The organism is Mycobacterium sp. SMC-15, assembly GCF_045310925.1.
GTDB lineage: Bacteria > Actinomycetota > Actinomycetes > Mycobacteriales > Mycobacteriaceae > Mycobacterium.
On sequence record NZ_JBJIAJ010000002.1, the window covers coordinates 441,582 to 459,806 of the forward strand.

10 protein-coding genes and 2 pseudogenes are annotated in these 18,225 nt (G+C 70.2%); 3 read left to right on the forward strand and 9 right to left on the reverse strand.

Features of this window, described 5'->3' with window-relative positions:
* Window positions 1-5: 5 nt before the first annotated feature.
* The 5 genes from ACJH71_RS04845 to ACJH71_RS04865 all read right to left on the reverse strand — a co-directional run bounded on the left by ACJH71_RS04845 (window position 6) and on the right by ACJH71_RS04865 (window position 9,769).
* Window positions 6-1,217, reverse strand: coding sequence for a PPE family protein, SVP subgroup (locus tag ACJH71_RS04845; protein ID WP_406756882.1), 1,212 nt, complete (start codon window positions 1,215-1,217; stop codon window positions 6-8).
* 106 nt (window positions 1,218-1,323) lie between these two features.
* A complete protein-coding gene (locus ACJH71_RS04850) occupies window positions 1,324-2,667 on the reverse strand; it encodes a M1 family metallopeptidase (protein WP_406756883.1) in 1,344 nt (447 codons plus the stop codon).
* Window positions 2,664-6,593 (reverse strand): Pls/PosA family non-ribosomal peptide synthetase, encoded by a 3,930-nt coding sequence (locus tag ACJH71_RS04855; protein WP_406756884.1) that lies wholly within the window; start codon window positions 6,591-6,593, stop codon window positions 2,664-2,666. The genes ACJH71_RS04850 and ACJH71_RS04855 overlap by 4 nt, the downstream gene beginning before the upstream one ends.
* Before the next feature lie 80 nt (window positions 6,594-6,673).
* Window positions 6,674-7,957, reverse strand: a complete 1,284-nt coding sequence (locus ACJH71_RS04860) for an APC family permease (protein WP_406756885.1) — start codon at window positions 7,955-7,957, stop codon at window positions 6,674-6,676.
* A gap of 18 nt (window positions 7,958-7,975) precedes the next feature.
* Window positions 7,976-9,769, reverse strand: coding sequence for a hypothetical protein (locus ACJH71_RS04865; RefSeq protein ID WP_406756886.1), 1,794 nt, complete (start codon window positions 9,767-9,769; stop codon window positions 7,976-7,978).
* Between the two features lie 32 nt (window positions 9,770-9,801).
* Here ACJH71_RS04865 and ACJH71_RS04870 point away from each other — a divergent pair, with 32 nt between their 5' ends.
* The 3 genes and pseudogenes from ACJH71_RS04870 to ACJH71_RS04880 form a co-directional block, all read left to right on the forward strand.
* Window positions 9,802-10,746, forward strand: a complete 945-nt coding sequence (locus tag ACJH71_RS04870) for an NAD-dependent epimerase/dehydratase family protein (protein ID WP_406756887.1) — start codon at window positions 9,802-9,804, stop codon at window positions 10,744-10,746.
* 147 nt (window positions 10,747-10,893) lie between these two features.
* A pseudogene (locus ACJH71_RS04875) lies at window positions 10,894-15,231 on the forward strand (HAD-IC family P-type ATPase); the annotation flags it as partial.
* 84 nt (window positions 15,232-15,315) lie between these two features.
* Window positions 15,316-15,423 (forward strand): annotated as a pseudogene (locus ACJH71_RS04880) (hypothetical protein); the annotation flags it as partial.
* Window positions 15,424-15,466: 43 nt separating this feature from the next.
* Here ACJH71_RS04880 and ACJH71_RS04885 read toward each other — a convergent pair.
* From ACJH71_RS04885 to ACJH71_RS04900, 4 genes are all read right to left on the reverse strand, one after another.
* Window positions 15,467-15,637, reverse strand: coding sequence for an Rv1535 domain-containing protein (locus ACJH71_RS04885; RefSeq protein ID WP_406756888.1), 171 nt, complete (start codon window positions 15,635-15,637; stop codon window positions 15,467-15,469).
* Between the two features lie 122 nt (window positions 15,638-15,759).
* Window positions 15,760-16,113, reverse strand: a complete 354-nt coding sequence (locus tag ACJH71_RS04890; RefSeq protein WP_406756889.1) for a DUF2304 domain-containing protein — start codon at window positions 16,111-16,113, stop codon at window positions 15,760-15,762.
* A 36-nt stretch (window positions 16,114-16,149) separates the two neighbouring features.
* Entirely contained in the window at window positions 16,150-16,848 is a 699-nt protein-coding gene (locus ACJH71_RS04895; RefSeq protein WP_406756925.1) for a glycosyltransferase family 2 protein, read from the reverse strand.
* 27 nt (window positions 16,849-16,875) lie between these two features.
* Window positions 16,876-18,075, reverse strand: a complete 1,200-nt coding sequence (locus ACJH71_RS04900) for a hypothetical protein (protein WP_406756926.1) — start codon at window positions 18,073-18,075, stop codon at window positions 16,876-16,878.
* Window positions 18,076-18,225: the final 150 nt, after the last annotated feature.

Below are 18,225 nucleotides of genomic sequence, written 5' to 3' on the forward strand. Positions count from 1 at the left end.
CGGGGTCATTCGCCGAGCAGACGTTGCTTTCGCTGGGCGAATTTCTCCGGCGACAGAATGCCCGAGTCCCGCAATTCGACCAGCGCGCGCAGTTCGGCGACGACACCGATGGCTTTCGACTTGTCGGCTTTGCCGAGCTTGACCGAGTCGTCCGGATCTTCGGGCTCTGCTGCCCGCGTGGGCGTTGCGGTGAGATGGGGCCGGGTGGTTCGGCGTTCGGTCCCGACTGGGTTGGTCAAGGCGCCCCCGGCCGCACCGGCCAGGGCCATCTGGGAGTACGGGAGCTTGGCGGCGGTCGCCATCGGCCCCGCTGCCGCGGCGGCGCTACCGGCTTGTGCCGATACCAGGGTGGCTTCGCGCAATGCCGAGGGAACGGCCGCCGCCCAGGCTCGCGGCACCGACATCCCGCCCAGCGGCATCGCCTTGCCGGTACTGGCCCAGGCCGTGCCAGTCCCGGCCAGGCTCGCGGTAGGAACCAAACCGCCTAGGGCGGGCGCGGTTTCACCGATCAGGCCCAGCGCTCCCAGTTCGGCTCCTTCGGGAAGGGCGAGTTCTCCCAGCGTCATCGCCAAGCCGCCGAACGCGCCGCCTAGGCCGATCGCCCCGAACGGCCCGACACTGCCGACCTCGAAAACCGCGCTGATCATGTCGAACAGCAGGCCCGGCGACACCGCACCGTCGCCGGTGTCGGCGGCGGTGTTGGGTACGGGTGCGGTGAAGGTGGGCAGTTGGGTGGCTGCTGCGGCGTTGGTGGCGTAGTCGTACATGGCGGTGGCGTCTTGGGCCCACATTTCGCTGTAGTGGGCTTCGGTGGCGGCGATGGCGGGGGTGTTGTGGCCGAGGAAGTTGGTGGCGATCAGGGTGGCCAGTTGGGCGCGGTTGGCGGCGATGACGGCGGGGGGCACGGTCATGGCGTAGGCGGTTTCGTAGGCGACCGCGGCGGCGGCGGCTTGGGTGCCGGCGTGGCCGGCTTTGGTGGCGGTGGTGCTCATCCAGGTGGCGTAGGGGGTTGCGGCGGCTGCCATGGCTGCTGCGGAGGGCCCTTGCCAGGTTTGGTCGGTGAGTCCGGCGATGATGGTGCGGTAGTTGTTGGCGGCTGATTCGAGTTCGGCGGCCATGGTTTTCCAGGCTGTTGCGGCGGCGCGGATGGGTCCTGAGCCCGCTCCGGTGTACATCAGCCCGGAGTTGACTTCAGGTGGCAGCGCTGCAAAATTCATCGGCTACTCCTCGATCGCCGATATCTGACGCTATTTTCGGCCGCTACGACCGGGCAACTCTGCAGCGATGACTCATACGAAACACATATCTGCCGGGCGGGTTTGGTTAACGCGGCGCTGCCAGCGGGGGAACTGCAGTGGAATACAGCCAGGCCTGCCACAACGACTGCAGCGGTTCGCCCGCGTATCCGGCGGCCAGCGCGGTGAAGTCTTCGGTGCCGGCGTTGCCGTGGCGGTAGCGCGACGTCCAGTCGCGCAGCAGGGCGAAGAAGGCATCGTCGCCCAGCCGTCCGCGCAGCAGATGCAGGGTGATCGCGCCGCGTTTGTAGACCCGGTCGTCGAACATGTCGGCAGGCCCGGGATCGGCCAACAGCAGGTCTTGTGGCAGCCCTGCCAGTTGCCGGTGATATCGCCGAGCCAATTGGTCGGCGCTCGGCCCGCCGGAATGCTCGGACCACAGCCATTCGGCGTAGCAGGCGAAGCCTTCGTGCAGCCAGATATCGCTCCAGCGCCGCAACGTGACGCTGTTGCCGAACCACTGGTGGGCCAGTTCGTGGGCGATCAGTCGTGTCGATGCCCCGGTGCCGTCGCAGTGGTTGGCACCAAAGATCGAAATCCCCTGTGCTTCAAGGGGGATCTCCAAGTTGTCGTCGGTCACCAGCACCGTGTAGCCGGCCGCCAGCGGGTAGGGACCGAACAGCCGAACGAACAGCTCCACCATCTGCGCCTGGTCGGTGAAATCGCGCTCGAACTCGGTCTGCAGCCGGGCGGGCAGCACCGCACGGATTGCCACCGCCGACCCGGGCAGCTGCCGGGTCACGTACCGGCCGATCTGCAGGGTGACCAGATAGGTCGGCGTCGGCTCGGGCTGCTCGTAGGTCCAGGTGGTACGAGTCGCCCGGGTCCGCCGCGATATCAGTTCGCCGTTGGCGACCGCGTAGTAGGGACTGTCGGTGCTGATCTGGATCCGGTAGCTGGCCTTGGCGTAGGGGTGATCGTCACAGGGGAACCACGACGGTGCTCCGTTGGGCTGTCCGGAGACCAGCGCGCCATCGGATAGCTCCTCGAAACCCACTTCACCCCAAAGTGTTTCGCTGGGGCGGGGTGACCCCGCGTACCGGACGACGATCACCAGCGCGGCACCGGGCGGCACCGTGGCGGCCAGCGTGATTCGCAGCTTCGCCGACGAGGTGGCGAACCGGGCGGGGGGGCGACCGTTGACCCACACCTTGGCCACCGACAGTGCGTCGGCAAGGTCCAGGGTGATCTCGCGCAGTGCTACCAAGGCGACTGCGGTGATGGTCGCGGTGCCTGAGAGTCGGTTGCTGCTGACCTTGTACTCCAGGTCGAGCTCGTAGCGCGAGACCCGGTAGCCGCTGTTGCCGCTGCTGGGCAGATAGGGGTCAAGAACAGGCACCGGGGCCTTGGCTGCCTTCGTGGGTTTGCTCATGCCGCGGGCTCCTGACTCGCGGCGGCCGACGAGCCGCGCTTCTTGCCCGACACCTGCCACGGCGCAATCGGATTGCCCTGCCAGCGGGTCGCCGCCGGCACCTCGTCACCGCGCATCACCAGCGAGGCCGGCCCGACGGTGGCGCCGGCGCCGACCCGGGCCGCGGGCAATGCCACGCAGTTGGGCCCCAGGGTGGCGCCCGCGTCCAGTGTGACGGTGTCCATCTGCATGATCCGGTCGTGGAACAGGTGGGTCTGCACCACGCAGCCGCGGTTCACCGTCGCGCCGGCACCCAGCGTCACCAGGTCGGCTTCGGGCAGCCAGTACGTCTCGCACCACACGCCGCGGCCGATGGTGGCGCCGAGGGCCCGCAACCACAGGTTCATCACCGGGGTGCCGGTCGCAGCCCGGGCGAACCACGGGGCGGCAACGGTTTCGACGAAAGCGTCGGAGACCTCGTTGCGCCACACGAACGACGACCACAGCGGGCGCTGTGACGCCCGGATCCGGCCCACGATCAGCCATTTCGCCACCACCGCGCTGCCGCCGGCCACCGCGCCCGCGGCCAGTAGCGTGACACCGCTGCCCAGCGCGGTCCAGCCGTAGCCGAACCGTGTTGCCCCCCACTGCAACGTGCCCAAAACCGCGGCCCCGATCGCAAAGGTGACCACCACCGGGATCAGCCGGAACGTCTCCATGACGGCGCGCATGATCTTCAGCCGCAGCGGTGGTTCGAAGGTCCGCTCGGCGTCGAGGTCGGCGGCCTTGCGCCGCAGGCGCACCGGCGGGCTGCCCAGCCACGACGAGCCGGTCTTGGCCTTGTGCGGTGCCGTCGACAGCACCGCCACCAAGGAGTTGTCGGGGACCCGCCTGCCCGGCTGGGTGATCCCGGAATTACCCAGGAATGCGCGCTTGCCGATGGTGGCCGGCGCGACGTGGATCCAGCCGCCGCCCAACTCGTAGGAGGCCACCATGGTGTCGTCGGCCAGGAAGGCGCCGTCGGCGATCGTGGTGAACTTCGGGATCACCAGCGCGGTGGAGATCTCGGTACCGTCGCCCACCTTGGCCCCCAGCAATCGCAGCCACCACGGCGTGATCAAGCTGGCGTACACCGGAAAAAGGTAGTCGCGCGCGGCGTCCATCAGACGTTCGGTGGCCCACAGCTGCCAACCCACCCGGCTGCGCACCGGGTGGTAGCCCTCCGTCAGCCCGATCGACAACAACCGCACCCCGATCACGGTTAAGGCGGCGTAGCTGAGCATCGCGATCAGCGCGGCCGGCGCGGTGGCCAGCACCGCCGGCCGGATCGCGTCGGCCAGCGTGGCGCAATCGCGCACCGCCCAGCCGAGCACCGCCAGCCCGACACCTAAAGCCAACAACGGCAAGCCGGCCAGCAGGATCGACGTCAGTCCGTACACCGCGGCCCACACCGGGCGCGGCGGCGGCCGGTGATCCGGCCAGGGATGGTGCGCCTTACCGGATTTCACCGCCGGCGAGCCGGTCCAGTACTGGCCCTTCTTCACCTCGCCGACCACACCGGAGCCGGGAGCGACATCGGCGTCCTTGCCGACCGAGGCACCGGGCAGCAGCGTGGTGCGGGCACCGATGGTGGCGTCGTTGCCGACCGTGACGGGACCGACGTGGAACGTATCGCCGTCGATCCAATGCCCGGTCAGGTCCACCTCCGGCTCGATGGAACACCGGTGGCCCAGCGTCAACATCCCGGTCACCGGTGGGGCGGAGTGCAGATCCACACCCTCGCCGATCTTGTTACCCAGCGCTCGCGCGTAATACACCAGCCACGGTGCGCCGGAAAGATTCTCGGCGCCGCCGGCGGTGGCGAGCCGTTCGGCGATCCAGACCCGAAGGTGCTCGGGACCGCCGCGCCGATAGGTTCCGGGCTGCAGGTTGGAAAGCAGGGCGCGCGCCCCCAGCGCGGCGATGCCCATCCGGCCCAGCGGGGTGACGAACAGCACGAAGGCAGCGATCACCCACCACCAGTCGAGCCGCGCCAGCCAGGGCAACGGGTGCACCGCCGCCACCACGTTGTTGATCAGTGCCAGCCAGGTCACCCACTGCAACCCGGTCAGCGTGGCCAGCGGCACCGACAGCAGCACCTGTGCGGCTTGGGTCTGCCACGGCGTGGGCTCCACCGCGCGGGATGGCCCCTCCGCGCCGGGATCACTGCGGCCCATGTCATCGAGAAAGCCGGCCAAAGAGCCCAGGCGCGGACGGTCGTAGAGCTGGGCGACGGTGGTCTGCGGGTAACGCTGCCGCACGGCGGCCACCAGCTGTGCGGCTTGCAGCGATCCGCCGCCGAGGGCGAAGAAGTCGGCCTGCTCGTCGTCGACCGGGGCGCCCAGCACGTCGCGCCACAGTCCGGCCAGCCAGCCCAGGGTGCTGTCCGGGTCGTCCCCGAGAACTCCGCAGCCGGCCGGGGCACCCGGCTCCGGCCCCACCGGCCACGGCAGCGCCTCGCGGTCCACCTTGCCCGATGTGCGGGTAGGCAGTTCGTCGACCAGCACCAACCGGGGGACCAGCGCCGCGGGCAGCCGCCGGCCCAGCTCGGCGCGGGCGGCTGCGAGGTCGAAGTCCGGATCGGTGCTGACCAGGTAGCCGACCAGCAGTGGGGTCCCGGCGGCACTGGTCCGCACCGCCGCCGCGGCGCCGCTGACGCCGGGCAGTGTCACCAGCGCGCTGTCCACCTCGCCCAGTTCGATGCGGCGGCCGCCGACTTTGACCTGGTCATCGGCCCGGCCGCAGAACACCAGTCCGTCGGCGTCCAGCCGCACCAGATCGCCGCTGCGGTAGGCCCGCGGCCATTCCAGGGTGGGCAGCGGCGCGTACTTCTCGGCGTCTCGGTCGGGGTCCAGGTAGCGGCCCAGTCCGACACCGCCGATCACCAGCTCGCCGACTTCGCCGGTGGCCACTGGCGCCCCGTCGGGGCCGAGCACGGCCAGGTCCCACCCCAACAGCGGCAGTCCGATCTGAACCGGGCCGGTGCCGTCGAGCTGCGCCGCGCAGGCCACCACGGTGGCCTCGGTGGGGCCGTAGGTGTTCCACACCTCGCGGCCGTCCACTGCCAGCCGAGACACCAGCTCCGGCGGGCAGGCCTCGCCGCCGAAGATCAGCAGCCGTACCGCTTCCAGTGCCTCGGCGGGCCACAGTGCCGCCAGGGTGGGCACGGTGGACACCACGGTCACGTCCCGCGCCACCAGCCACGGGCCCAGATCCATGCCGCTGCGCACCAGCGATCGCGGTGCCGGCACCAGGCAGGCGCCGTAGCGCCAGGCCAGCCACATCTCCTCGCAGGACGCGTCGAACGCGACCGACAGTCCGGCCAGTACCCGGTCGCCGGGCCCGATCGGGTTGTCCTGCAAGAACAGCTGAGCTTCGGCGTCGACGAAGGCCGCCGCGTTGCGGTGCGTGATCGCCACGCCCTTCGGGGTGCCGGTCGATCCCGAGGTGAAGATGATCCAGGCGTCGTCGCTGGTCTGCGGTGCCGTGGCCCGCCAGCCGCGGGACGCGCCGGGGCCGCGGGTCAGGCCCTGTTCGGTGATGACCGCCGCGACCTGGGCCTCGTTGAACACCAGCTCGGCGCGCTCGGGCGGATCGTCGGCGTCCACCGGCACGTAGGCCGCGCCGGTGGCCAGCGCGGACAGGATCGCCACGTACAGCGCGTAATTGCCCGACGGCATCCGGATGCCGATGCGATCGCCACGGCCCAGTCCGCGGGCGGCCAGCCACGCGACGCTGTCGGCGATGTCCTCGATCAGCTCGCCATAGGTCAACACCACGTTGCCGTCGTCGATGGCGGGCGCATCGGGGTAGCGGGCAGCGGTCTCTTGCAGGATGTCGATCAGGGTGCGGGGCTGCGGCGCCGAGGAGCCGCGCAGATATTGCGCGGGGACTTGCAGTGAGGGCACGACTGTAGAACGTACCCAGCACGGTCGGGGCGTGCAGCGCGTCACCGTCCGCTCGGCGCGTTGTTCGCGGGCGCTCGGGTCTACCGGCGCCCGCCGAGCCGCGCCAACCGGCGGTGGGCGCCGTAGGCGGCAACACCGACCGCGAAGACCACAAGGCCCGCCAGGACCGAGGTGAGGGGCAGGGCGAAAGCGACAACGACGCAGCCGAGCATGCCGATGATGGGGATCGGGCGCGGGGGACGGCCTTCGGCGGGGGTCAGGGTCCAGGCCGCGGCGTTGGCCACGGCGTAGTAGATCAGGACCGCGAACGAGGAAAAACCGATGGCGCCACGGATATCGGTAGTGGCGGCCAGAACGGCGATTACCAGACCAACGGCGATCTCGGCGCGGTGCGGCACCCCGAACCGGGGATGCACCGCGGTCAAATACGCGGGCAGATACCGGTCACGGGCCATGGCCAGGGTGGTACGCGACACCCCCAGAATCAGGGCGAGCAAGGACCCGGTCGCCGCGAGTACCGCCGCGATCTGGACTGCCACGGCCAGCTTGCCCGCCCCGGCGACCGTCGCCACCTGCACCAGGGGCGCCGAAGCGCCGGCAAGACCTTCTGGGCCAAGAACATTCAGTGCCGCCGTCGCCACCAGCGCGTACACCACCAGGGTGATGGCCAAGGCGATCGGGATCGCGCGCGGAATGGTGCGCGCCGGCTCCCGGACCTCCTCTCCCAAGGTGGCGATGCGGGCGTAGCCGGCGAACGCGAAGAACAGCAGGCCCGCTGCCTGCAGCACCCCCGGGACCGACACCGGCGAGTGGTCGAACCGAAGAGGGGCAAGACCCGGAGTGTCCACGGCGGTCACCACAACCGCTGTCAGGACCACCAGCACCACCGCCACGATCAGCCGGGTCAGCCACGCTGATTTCTGCACGCCCAGCACGTTGATGGCGGTCAGCCCCAGCACCGCCGCCACCGCGATCGCGTGTCCGTGCGCGGGCCACGCGTAGAAACCCACGGTCAATGCCATCGCCGCGCACGACGCGGTCTTACCGACGATGAATCCCCACCCGGCCAGATAGCCAAAGAACGGGCTCAGCCGCTCGCGCCCGTATATGTAGGCACCGCCCGAGGCCGGATACCGTGCGGCAAGCCGCGCCGAGGAAATGGCGTTGCAGTAGGCGATCACCGCTGCCACGACCAGACCGATCAGCATCGCCGCACCGGCCGCCCGTGCCGCAGGCGCCAACGCCACGAAAATTCCGGCACCGAGCATCGAGCCCAGTCCAATCGTCACCGCGTCGAACATGCCCAGCTGCCGGCGCAGCTCGCCGGAATTGCGCTGCCGGTCAGGTGTGGCGTGATCCTCCATCAACCCAGCCCACTGTCGCTATCGCGGCGCGAGGTAGCCGACCGGGCCGACGGCGATGCAGACCGACAGCGCTGCGGTGTCGGCGCGCGCGGACACGTTGTGCCCGGCGCCCGGCAGCCGCACGAAGACACGGTTGAGGCCCGGTCGCACTCGGACCCGCACGTCGGGGCCATCGGACAATGACAACGTCATCGCACCGTCGACGTTGGCCAGATAGTTGATCTCGGCGGTCCAGTCCGCGGGCAACAGCGGGCCGTCGAGTGCCAGTGTTGCCGGCAGGTCCGGTTGCACCAGATACCCACAGCGGGGCACCGGTCCGGCCACCAGGGAGCGCACCCACGTCACCTGGGCGTCGGTCACCGTTCCCGAGTTGGTCAGCATCCGCAACTGCGTTGTCGCCGAGGCGAACTCGGGACGGTCACGAAGTAGGGCGAACATGTGGCTGGCCAGGTTCTCCGGGTAGACGACCCGCTGCAGCACCAGCGGGTCGACCTCCTGATCCAGCATCGGCGCGTCGGAGGCGGCGTGGGCGGCGGCCAGGCCGTGCCGGGCGTTCTGCAGATACGCGCGAGCCGGATCGTCCCGCCAACAGGTCAAGAACGTCACCGTCGAGTACAGGCTGCTCGCAGTGAACGCGACCGCCAGGCCGGTCACCGCCACGGTGCGCGGGCGGGCGGCGTCCAGCCACCGCGACGAGTCCCGGTTGGGGGCGCACAACCCGACGGCCCCCAGGATCGCGAGCACCACGACGAGGTCGGCCAGGTAGCGCAGGGTTTGGGCCAGTTCTAACGCGGTGAACGCCGAGGACCGCATCAGATAGATCGGCACCTGGCAGGCCGCCGCGTAGCCGGCCGCAGCCAGCCACACCGGGGCCAAGCGGTGCTTGCGCGCCAGCGACACCGCCACCAGCGCGGCCAGCACCAGAGCGCCGAGTGCCATCACCACCGGCCCCGGCAGCGCCCACGGCGAGGCCGGTGCCCAGCGTGCCCACGTCCAAGGGCCGCCGGCCAGGCTCGGGACGATGCCGTGGGTGATCGAGCGCAGCAGCAGGTCGCGGGTCATCTCGAGATCGAAACTCCACCGCTTCTGATTGACCACCGCCAGATAGACCCCGATCCATCCCGCGGTCACCGCCAGCATCGCCGTCCACATCCGGGAACCGGCCCGCCACGTCCCGGCGATCGCGCTGGTCAGCGGCGATCCGCAGACGTACCCCAGCAGCGCCACTACCGCGAACGCGACGAACGGGATCACCGCAGACTTCTCGAAGAACAGCAAGCCGCCCAGGTAGGTCAGCGTGGCGGTGTACGCATAGCGCCGGTTGCCGGTGCGCGCCAACAGGATCGCGTCGGCGCACACCCAGGCCATCGCGGCGCACAGCGGAAGGGAGTTCAGCGCCGCCGACCACCAGGCGAAGGCCGGCAGGCCCAGCGGAGTCCACAACGCGAAGGTCAGCGGCACCAGCAGCACCGGCCGCCAGCCCAGGATCACCCACAGCACGCGCAGCAGTGCGCAGGACGACAACAGCTGCAGCACCACCAGGCTGACCGCCGGCGCCGCCCACTGCAGCGGCCACAGCTTGGCCAGCGCCCCGGCCACCAGGAACGCGCCCGGCATCACATGACCGTCGTGGTCGTCGAACAGGTATGCCGGCGACCACAGCGGATGGGTGCCCGCCCGGCCGACCAGGATCAGGTCGTCCCAGTAGAAGTAGCCCCCGAACGCCACCACCGCCCGCACTACCAACTGGGCGGCGATCAGCGCCAGCGCCGCCCAACAGACCCAGGGCAGGGCGGCAGTCCGGGTGCGCATGGGTCTTTCTTACCTGTCGGTATGGTGGGCCGGTGCGAGCACTGGTCACCGGGGCAGCCGGATTCATCGGATCGACGCTGGTCGACCGCCTGCGGGCGGACGGACACCAGGTAGTCGGGTTGGACAATTTCGCGACCGGGCGTGCCGGCAACATCGAGCACCTGGCCGACGACGCCGACTTCAGCTTCGTCGAGGCCGACATCGTCTCCGCCGACCTGAACGCGATCGTGGCCCAACACCGACCCGAGGTGATCTTTCACCTGGCCGCCCAGATCGACGTGCGCCACTCGGTGGCCGACCCGGTCTTCGACGGCTCGGTGAACGTCATCGGGACCATCCGGGTCGCCGACGCCGCGCGCGCCGCGGGGGTGCGCAAGATCGTGCACACCTCCTCGGGCGGGTCGATCTACGGCACCCCGCCGCGCTATCCGACCGGTGAGGACGTCCCCACTGATCCGGCGTCGCCCTATGCCGCCGGCAAGGTGGCCGGTGAGATCTACCTCAACACCTATCGCCACCTCTACGGGCTGCAGTGTTCGGCCATCGCGCCGGCCAACGTCTACGGCCCCCGCCAGGACCCGCACGGCGAGGCCGGGGTGGTGGCGATCTTCGCCCAGGCGCTGCTGGAGGGCCGGCCCACCAAGGTGTTCGGGGACGGATCCAACACCCGCGACTACGTATTCGTCGACGACGTGGTGGACGCCTTCGTGCGGGCCTCGGGGGAGCACGGCGACGGGCAGCGGTTCAACGTCGGTACCGGCGTGGAAACCTCGGACCGGCAACTGCATTCGGCGGTGGCCGCCGCGGTCGGAGCGCCCGACGACCCGGAGTTCCACCCGGCCCGGCTCGGCGATTTGCGACGCTCCTGCCTGGACATCGAGCGGGCGCAACAAGTACTGGGATGGAGCCCGCAGGTCGGGTTGGACGACGGCGTGACACGCACCGTCGCATATTTCCGGCAGATGAAGACCACCTGAAGTTTGTGGCATACTGGCCGGTCGGAGGGGAGTATTCCCCAATTCGCAGTGTCGTCATCACGTCGCCCGTCATCGGGTGACCGGGGCTGTGGGCCGGGCAACCGGCGGAAGAGACCTCCAGCGCTGCAATAACGCTGGAGGCAATCCATGGATGTGTTCGCAATCGGTCGTTTCGGACTGGACGCCGTCGGCGCCGTCGCATCGGCCAGCCTGGACCTGGCCGCCATCCCGCTGCGCGAAGGCGCCAAGATCCTGGCCGGTGAGCCCTCCGATCTGACCAGCCGCCGCAGCTGGCGCGGCGCCGGACGGGCCTGGATCGAGGTGCACGGGCTCGACGACCCCGACGGCGTGGACATCGGTGCCGAGGTTCTCGAAGCCCTGCGGGCCGAGCCCGGTGTCACCTCGGTGCGGCTGAACCGACCACTGTCCCGGGTGGTCGTCGAGATCGGCGACCACGTTTCGCTGGCCGATCTGTGCGCCAAGGTGGAAGCCCTGGAAAAGGAAGCAAAGAATGCCGAATTGACCGAAACCGCGGCGCTGCCGGGCGACGGACTGCTGCTCGCCACCAAGGGCGCGATGGTGGGCGCCAACGCGGTCGGTCTGGCGATCGCGACCCTGGGCAGCGCGATGCGCCTGCCCGCCGCGCCCAAGATCTTCGACGCCGCGGCGTCGGTGGCCCGCTATCAGCCGCTGGTCCGCAGCGCGCTGGAAAGCCGGATCGGCCCGGCCAAGACCGAGAGGGTGCTTTCCCTGGTCTCGCTCGGGTCGCACGTCATCACCATGTCCCCGGCGATTCTGGCGGTGGACCTGATGGTGGAGGGGCTGAAAGCCTCCGAGACCCGCGCCGGGGCGCTGGCCTGGAACCGCTACGAGCCGGAGCTGGCCCGCTACGCGGACCATCCGGACGTGCACCCCTCTGCGCGACCTGTCCCGCGGCCGGCCGGTGCGGCCGAGCGCTACCTGAAGCGCACCGCGGTGGCGCAGGTGGTGGCGGCCGGGGCGGTGGGCGCGCTGACCCGCAATCTGGACATGACCTCGAGTGCGATCCTGGCCACCTCGCCGAAGGCGGTGCGCACCAGTTGCGAATCGTTCGCCGCGACTCTCGGGCAGGGGCTGGCGGACACGCACGGAGTGCTCCCGCTGCGGCCGGACAGCCTGCGCCGCCTCGACAAGATCGACACCGTGGTCATCGACCCGCGGGCGCTGACCGGTGAGCAACGCCGGGTGGTGCAGATCCGCGGCGCGAGCGAGCACGAGCTGCCGAAAGCCTGGAACAGCGCGCAGAGCCTGCTTGACAAGCCCGGACTGCGTCCGGGCTGGCACCGGGTTCCCGGGATGACAGTCCGCGGGTCGGCCCGCAAGGAGCCGGTGGACGCGCTGATCTTGCCCGCGCACCACGCGCTGGCGTCGGCGGTGGTGCTCGAAGGGCGTGCCGCGGGCGTCGAGCTGGTCACGGTGGACACCGAGATCCTCGGTGAGCTGCGCCCCGGCTTCGACGACATCCGCCCGGTCTCCGGCGACGATCTGGACGCCGCGCTGGCTGCGGCCGTGACCGACCTGCAGCAGGCCGGCCGCACCGTCGCGGTGCTGTCCACCTCGGCGGCGCGGGCGCTGGCGTCGGCGGATCTGGCGCTGGGTGTGATGCCGACCAGCGAGCACGCCGACACCCCACCACCCTTTTATGCCGACCTGTTGCTGGCTGACCTGGCCGGAGCATGGCAGGTGCTGCGCGCGCTGCCGGCCGCCCGGTCAGCCACCGAGCGCGGGGTGGCGATCTCGATCGGCGCGTCGTCTATCGCCGGGCTGCTGCTGGTCCGCGGGGTCCGGGCGACCATCCCGGGGGTCGGGGCGGGGCAGAGCCGCGGTCCGGGGCCAGTGACCGTTGGTGCCGGCGCCGGAATGCTCTCGGGGTATCTGCTGGCCCGCCGGGTGCTGCGGGCGCACGCACCGAAGCCGGCCCCGGCCTACGAGTGGCACGCCATGACGGTCGAGCAGGCGCGCGAGCTGTTGACGCCGGACGCGGTGACGCCGCTTGCCGAACGCGCGCCGGTCGACACGGAAACCCAAGGCATGTTCTGGCCGTACTTCCACGCCGTGCGTGAGGAGTTGTCCGACCCGATGACGCCGATCCTGGCGCTGTGCTCGGCGGCGACTGCCATGCTGGGTTCGCCGATCGACGCGGTGATGGTGGGTACGGTGCTCACCGGAAACGCCATGCTGGCCGCCTACCAGCGGTTGCGGGCCGAGAGCCGCCTGAACATCTTGCTGGCCCAGCAGGCCCCGCCCGCCCGGGTCGTGCAGATGGGTGCCGACGGAACACCGAATTACCACGAGATCGTCGCCGAGCAATTGTTGCCCGGTGACCTGATCGAGGTGCGTAGCAACGAGGTGGTGCCCGCTGACGCGCGCGTCATCGAGGTGTCCGACCTCGAGGTCGACGAGTCCGCGTTGACCGGCGAATCGCTGTCGGTCGGCAAGCAGCTCGACCCGACTCCCGGCGCCGAACTGGCCGAGCGCAGCTCCATGCTCTACGCGGGCACCACGGTGATCGCCGGCAAGGCGCTGGCGATGGTGACCGCGGTGGGTGCCGACACCCAGGCCCGCCGGGCCTCCGAACTGGCCTCCGGCGAGCTGCCCGAGGTCGGTCTGCAGCACCACCTGTCCCAGCTGATGTACCGGACCTTCCCCTACAGCGCCGCCGGTGGTGTGGCGGTCGGTGCGCTCGGCCTGCTGCGCCAGGGCGGGCTGCGCGTCGCGCTCGGCAACGCGATCGCGGTCGCGATCGCCGCCGTCCCGGAGGGCATGCCGTTGATGGCCACCCTGGCCCAGCATGCGTCGTCGCAGCGGTTGAGCAAAACCGGTGCGCTGGTGCGGATCCCGCGGTCGGTGGAGGCACTCGGCCGGGTCGACGTGGTCTGCTTCGACAAGACCGGAACGCTGTCCGAGAACCGGCTGCGGGTCGCCACGGTGCGCCCGCTCGCGGGGTATTCCGACGAGGACGTGCTGGGCACCGCCGCGCAGGCGGCGCCGGCCCCCGACGGTGCGGCCCACGCGCACGCCACCGACCAGGCCATCGTGGAAGGCGCGGCGGCCGCGGCCGGTTCCCGGCCGTGGATCGAACCCGACGCGCACCTGCCGTTCCGCTCCGGGCGAGCCTTCTCGGCATCGGTGCTGGGATCGGAGCTGCTGGTCAAGGGGGCACCGGAAGTGGTGCTGGGAGCCTGCAAGAACGCCGGCGCCGCGGTCGAGCAGCAGGTGGCCGCGATGGCGGCCCAGGGGCTGCGGGTGATCGCGGTCGCCCAGGGCAAGCTGACCGCCGCCCAGGTGCGGGCCGTGCAGGAAGATTCCGACCGTCTCTCGGAGGTCAGCGCCGCCGGGCTGACGCTGATCGGGTTCCTCGGCCTGGCCGACACACCCCGGGCCGACGCTCCGCAGCTGCTGGCCGATCTGGCCGCCCGCGGCGTCGACATCCGGATGATCACCGGCGACCACCCGATCACGGCCACCGCGATCGCCGCCGAGATGGGTGTGACCGTAGCCGCCGAGCAGGTGATCACCGGCTCGGAGTGGAATGCGTTGAACCGCAAGGAACAAGAGCGCGTGGTCTGCGAGCGGGTGATCTTCGCCCGGATGTCACCGGAGAACAAGGTGCAGATCGTCCAGACCCTGGAGCGCGCCGGCCGAGTGTCGGCGATGGTCGGGGACGGTGCCAACGACGCCGCCGCGATCCGGGCCGCCACGGTGGGGCTGGGTGTCGTTGCGCACGGCAGCGACTCGGCGCACGCCACCGCAGACGTGGTGCTGACCGACGGCAAGATCGGCGCTCTGGTCGACGCGATCGACGAGGGCCGGCGACTGTGGCGGGGCGTGCAACTGGCGATCTCCGGGCTGCTGGGCGGCAATGCCGGCGAAGTGATGTTCTCGGTGATCGGCACTGCGATCACCGGGAATTCACCGCTGAACACCCGGCAGTTGCTGTTGATGAACACCCTGACTGACGCACTGCCGGCCACCGCCGTGGCGGTGAGCACGCCGGCCGGCCCGATCGGTGACGCGGTGCCCGGACTCGACGAGGGCAAACTGTGGCGTGCGGTGGCGTTCCGCGGCGGTGTCACCGCCGCGGCGGGCACCGCCGCCTGGGCGATGGCCTCAGCAACCGGTTTGCCGCAGCGGGCCGCAACGGTGGCGCTGATCTCGCTGGTGACCACCGAACTCGGTCAGACCGTGGTCGACTCACGGGCGCCGATGGTGCTGGCGACCGCGGCCGGATCGTTCGCGCTGTTCGCGGCGATAGTCTCCACCCCCGGAGTCAGCCAGCTGTTGGGTTGCACGCCGGTCGGCCCGATCGGCTGGGCGCAGGGTCTCGGCACGGCCGCGGCGGCCACCGCCGCGGTGGCCGTGGCGAGCAGGTTCTCGACCCCGGCTAAGGAGATCGCTGCCCCGGCCAAGGAGATTGCGGCCCCCGCCAAGGCGGTGGCGGCGGTCCCGGCGAAGAAGGCCCCGGCTGCCAAGAAGGCCCCGGCTGCCAAGAAGGCCGCGGCTGCCAAGAAGGCCGCGGTCAAGAAGGCCCCGGCGAAGAAGGCCCCGGCTGCCAAGAAAGCTCCGGCTGCCAAGAAGGCCCCCGCCGAGAAGGCCGTGCCGGCCAAGAAGGCACCGGCCAAAAAGGCCGCCGCGAAGAAGTCTTCCGCCAAGCTGGAGCTGGTGCGCTGAGGCTGTCCCGTTACGCCGGCTGAAGCACCGGCACCTGCGAAAGCGGTCGTTTGGATGCGCGAACTCGCGCCTCGAGCAGCCCGGCGCGCCAGAGCACCGCGTACAACTCGACCATCGGCACTGTCAGCAGTGCCGCTGTGGCGTCGGCCAGAGGTTCTGCCAGGATGTCGGTCCCCCGCATACCTGCAACGGTGCGGGCTCGAATCGGACGAGCGGCAAACCCGTTGTTACCACAGGGACAACTGTTGCCGAATTACTGTGTTTCAGGCGGTTCCAGCTTCGCCTCTCCTGCGTCGAGCCTCGCTAAACCGCCGGTTCGGCCGGCTCGGGTGGTTGGGCTTGCCCGAGCGCTATCACCCGTGCCAGCCGGGCATAGCGCAGCTCCAGATCGCGGAATCGCATGTAGGTGCTCAGTGTGGTGAACGCGAAAACCATGATCAGCACGTACAGCATCAGATCGGTACCGCGGCGCACCCCGAGCCAATTGGCCAGCACGGTGGTGTCGTCGGGACGCAGCACCGCATAGATACCGGCCACCACGAACACCAGGTAGCCGACTTTCACCCAGGCCCGCGACTGGGCGGACCGTCGCGACAGCAGCAGGTAGATCAGCAGCACCAGCACCGCCGCGATCAACAGCACCTTGATCCAATTCACTGAAAAACGATCCTATTCATTGAATGGCGATCCTGTTCATCGCGACATCCTCTTGCGTAGCAACCCGTCGAAAAGGATGTTGACGCCGTTGAGCAGCGGCTGACCCTTCGACTTCGAGTAGTCGGTGTAGAGCACCTCGACCGGCTCTTCCCCTACTCGCCAGCGGTTCTCGGCGATCAGGGCGATGAACTCCCCGGCGTGGCTCATGCCGTTCATGGTGAGGTCGAGTCGATCGGCGACCCGCCGGTTGAACACCCGCAGACCGTTGTGGGCGTCAGAGAGCCCGAGCCGGCGGATCCGCGGGTTGAGCAACACGGCGGCCCGCAGCACCACTCGTTTGAGCGGAGGCACCGACGCGGCAGCTTCGGGTGCGCCGAACCGCGTGCCGATAACGATGTCGAGGTCGGTGGCGTCGAGACGGTCGATCATGCGCACCAGATCGGCCACCCGGTGCTGGCCGTCGGCGTCAAAGGTGGCGAACAGCCGGGCGCCGGGCTGGCGGCGGGCGAACTCGACCCCGGTCTGGATGGCCGCTCCCTGGCCGAGGTTGACCGGATGGCGCACGACATAGGCGCCCGCACGTCGGGCTGTGACGGCGGTGTCGTCGGCGCTTCCGTCGTCCACACAGACCACGTAGTCGAAAACCGAACGGATCCCTGCGATCACGTCACCGATGACGGTCGCCTCGTTGAACGCCGGGACGATGATCCAGACATCGGGGTAGCGGGTATCGATGGTTTAGAAAATACACGCCCGTCCGGCTTAGGAATCGGTGCGCAACGCGGCCAGATGCACGGCGATTCCCACCAGCGGACCGCACAGCAGGGCCACCACGGTCCTGGTGGGCAGGTCCAGCGGGAGCAGCAGGAGCAGCGTCGAGGCCACCGTGGCACCCACCCAGCCCAGCGCGTAGGCGCGATGCAGTGCCGCGGCGACGGTCGCTGCCCCGGTCAGCGTCAGCAGCGCGATCGCGGTGGCCGCCGTGGTCAGTCCGGCCAACAGCAGCCCGTCGGCGCGGTAATCCGGGCCGAACACCGTGCGCAGCAGCCACGGGCCGAGCAGGCCCGCCGCCACCGCGCCGGCCGCGCCCAGCGCGGCAACGGCGGCGGCCGGCGTGCTCAGCGCCCGCAGTCGGCGACCGCGTTGGTCGACGAAGTGCGCGATCAGGTTGCCCTGCATGGCGGTCAGCGGCACCAGCAGCGGCGCGCGGGTCACCGTGACCGCCAAGATCACCACACCGCCCGCGGCGCCCAATTCGCCGTAGGTGGCCTGCAACAGCACCGGAAAACCCATCACCAGGATCGCGCTTGCCCCGGCGGCGGTAATCGAATGCGCCGCACCGCGCAGGAACTCCGCTGTGCTCACCGGAGTCAGCAGTCGCGCCGCCGAGCGGGCCGCGGGCGAGGCGGCCAGCAGCAGCAGCCAGGCCAGCGCGCCGGCCACGGTGGCCCACAAGAACCCGAGCAGGCCCCAGCCGATGACGAACGTCGCGGTGGCCACCGCCACCCGAATGGCCGCATCGGTCACCATCAGGGCGCCGTACTGCGTCCACCGGTTGGCGCCGGCCAGCACGCCGAGCAACGTGGCGTGCACCGCGAAGTTGGCCAGACCGAAGCACAGCAGCCCCACCGACAGCCAGCGCGCCTCGACGAACACGTGGCCGCTCCACAGTGGCGAACTGGCGGCAACCACACCGGCCGCCACCAGCCCGGTCAGCCCGGCAACCCGCAGCGGGCGAGTGTGCGCGGTGGCGGAGGGCCCGGCCTCGGATTCGCCGGCGCGCCGGACTTCCCTGGTGGTCTCCTGCAGCAGGCCGTTGGCGGCGCCGTTGACCAGGCCGAAGGCGCCCCAGAAGACGCCGAACACCGAGAAACCTGCCGGATCCAGGTCGCGTGCCGCCAGGTACAGCACCGCGTAGCCGCAGAGGGCGCTGAGCAGGGTTGCGGTGCCGACCCGGGCCATACTGGCTCGGGCGACGGGGCCCGTGGCCACCCCACGAGGGAACCCGGGGGATCCGGTACCACCGACATCGGTCACCACGGCGAAAATACTAAGCGGGTCGCGGGGTACGGTCGGTCAGCCCGCTGAACTGACTCGACGACCGGAGGCTCC

Excerpts from the sequence above, each read along its gene's own strand:
- ACJH71_RS04845 (WP_406756882.1), bottom strand. The coding sequence starts at position 1,217 with ATGAATTTTGCAGCGCTGCCACCTGAAGTCAACTCCGGGCTGATGTAC.
- ACJH71_RS04850 (WP_406756883.1), bottom strand. The coding sequence starts at position 2,667 with ATGAGCAAACCCACGAAGGCAGCCAAGGCCCCGGTGCCTGTTCTTGAC.
- ACJH71_RS04900 (WP_406756926.1), bottom strand. The coding sequence starts at position 18,075 with ATGGCCCGGGTCGGCACCGCAACCCTGCTCAGCGCCCTCTGCGGCTAC.
- ACJH71_RS04865 (WP_406756886.1), bottom strand. The coding sequence starts at position 9,769 with ATGCGCACCCGGACTGCCGCCCTGCCCTGGGTCTGTTGGGCGGCGCTG.
- ACJH71_RS04885 (WP_406756888.1), bottom strand. The coding sequence starts at position 15,637 with ATGCGGGGGACCGACATCCTGGCAGAACCTCTGGCCGACGCCACAGCG.
- ACJH71_RS04860 (WP_406756885.1), bottom strand. The coding sequence starts at position 7,957 with ATGGAGGATCACGCCACACCTGACCGGCAGCGCAATTCCGGCGAGCTG.